This window comes from Waterburya sp. (genome assembly GCF_058530065.1).
Genome location: NZ_JBZNBU010000326.1, coordinates 1 through 1,959, shown reverse-complemented (window position 1 = coordinate 1,959; position 1,959 = coordinate 1). Strand labels below are relative to the sequence as shown.

The window sequence follows — 1,959 nt, the reverse complement described above, 5'->3', positions numbered from 1 at the left end:
TAAGAACTAAAAACTAAAAACTACGAACTAGTAAATTTTCCCAGAGAGCTATTCAACTGAAAACGGCTGTAATTTGGCACGACTACTTATTTGCCTTTTATTGATTGAAAAGCTGCCAGGCTTTAAAAAATCTCCCTTGCATGACTGCTGCTGCACCTTGGAGAGTTTTTACCTCGGGAATATTAGGATTAATTTGGTTAGCCAGATCCAAAGCTGCATTGGCGGGTTGGGGTTGCCAGTCATAAAGATGAACGAAAGCTAAATAAGCATAGCCATAGGGATTATTAGGTTCTAGCTTGGTAATTTCTTGAAAAGAGACAATTGCCCCATTTACATCTTGCTGTAGCACTCTAGCAAGGGCGATCGCATATAACCAATCTATTTGGTGTTGTTTGCTTACCTGTTGATTTTGCAGACGGTAAGTTAGGCTTATTTCTGCTTGTTTTAAATAGTCTTGCTGGGCATCGTATTGATTGATGCGGGCAGTTTGAGCAAATATCGGCTCTAAGCCTTGAATATTTTCCGCCATTTTGGGGGCGGTGTTGCGTAATTGAGTTACGAGGTCTAATTCTGGAGCGGGAAGAGGTTGGGCTTGAGGATCGATGATAATAGAAGTAGGAGTAAGAGCGATCGCTTTAGTTTTTCTTGTATGGCGATCTAAGTAGGTAGCGGAAAGGTTGTATTTACCCGATCGCAAGTTGGCTGGGGGAAGCATGGCAGTTCTTTCGGTAACTTGAAAGGTTTGGTTTTGAGGAATATCTGAGGGAAAGTTTAACGCACCTTTACCAATAGCGCGATCGTGTATCCAAAAGGAATTGGGATCTGATTCGTGTTGCCAAGTTAGTAAAACAATACCAGATTCTAAAGTCTGGCGATCGCCCGTCCAGTTATAGGTAATTGAGATTGATTTACCAGGGGGAGATTTGGTGACAGGGAGACTGGGGGAAAGGGAGATGGGGAGATGGGAAGATAGGGAGATTGAGGAGACTTTTACTAGAGGGGGTTGGCGTTGGTAGAGTTTTAGTTGGCTGTTGTCGGGTAGTTGCCAGTTTTTTTGTAGCTCGAAGTCTCCTCCTTCTTCTATAAGTTTGACTATGGCGGGTTGAGATTCGGGTATCGATCCTTGATCGCCTGTTTTGGTGAGAAACCAATCTAAAGAACGAGAATCTTGCAATATTTCTTCTTGTCTGACTCCTACCTGACGACCAGAAATACGAGCATTATTTTGCTTGCCATAGAAAGAGTAATTATGTTGGTTGATTTCAGGGGTAGAAGGCAATACTCCCAATACCGTTCTGAGATAGGGAGCAGTTTGGTTTATTTCGGCGATTACTTCTGAATGATAATAGGGTTGTCCTTGATAGGGATAGCGTTGAGTGCGGGGATTAAATACAGCTGCGATCGCACTTCCTCCCAAAGGAAAGATGTTTAACAACATTAGTATAATTCCCAGACAGGCTGTTGTGGATAAGATGTATTGTCGCCAACCATTGCGGAAGGATAATAAAGCCACTGCCAGTACTAAAGACAAAATGGGTAACAGGGGAATAATATAACGGGCATCTTTATTGATATTGAGGGAAGAAAGCAAATAACCCCCAATTAAGAAAACTGCGATCCAAATCCAGGCGGATTTATTATCGCAAACAGAATTCTGGCTGCTGCTACGTTGAAAAATATATTTACCAATCAAATAAATTAATAAACCGACGGCGGGAATAACTAAAAGATGCCAAGAAAGTAAATAGGGTAAAATTTTGCCGTAATAAGTCCAAGCAGAGAGAGTATTGAGGGCTGGATCTCCTTCAGCGATCGCCGAATCTACCGTAGCCCGTTTTCCCGAAGTCAGAATTAACAACCAATTGGTACGATACCAGGGAAAAGCGATCGCCATACCGACTAGTAAAGAAGTAACTAGCTGCAATAATCCCAACCAATTGCGCCGTCTTAGGAAAGTTA

The 1,959-nt window shown here is 42.3% G+C and carries 1 protein-coding gene; it reads right to left on the bottom strand.

The window, feature by feature from the left end; genetic code table 11:
• Nucleotides 1-97: 97 nt before the first annotated feature.
• Nucleotides 98-1,959 (bottom strand): phospholipid carrier-dependent glycosyltransferase (locus AC33VI_RS19385; protein WP_491783902.1); only part of this gene is annotated, 1,862 nt, incomplete at its 5' end.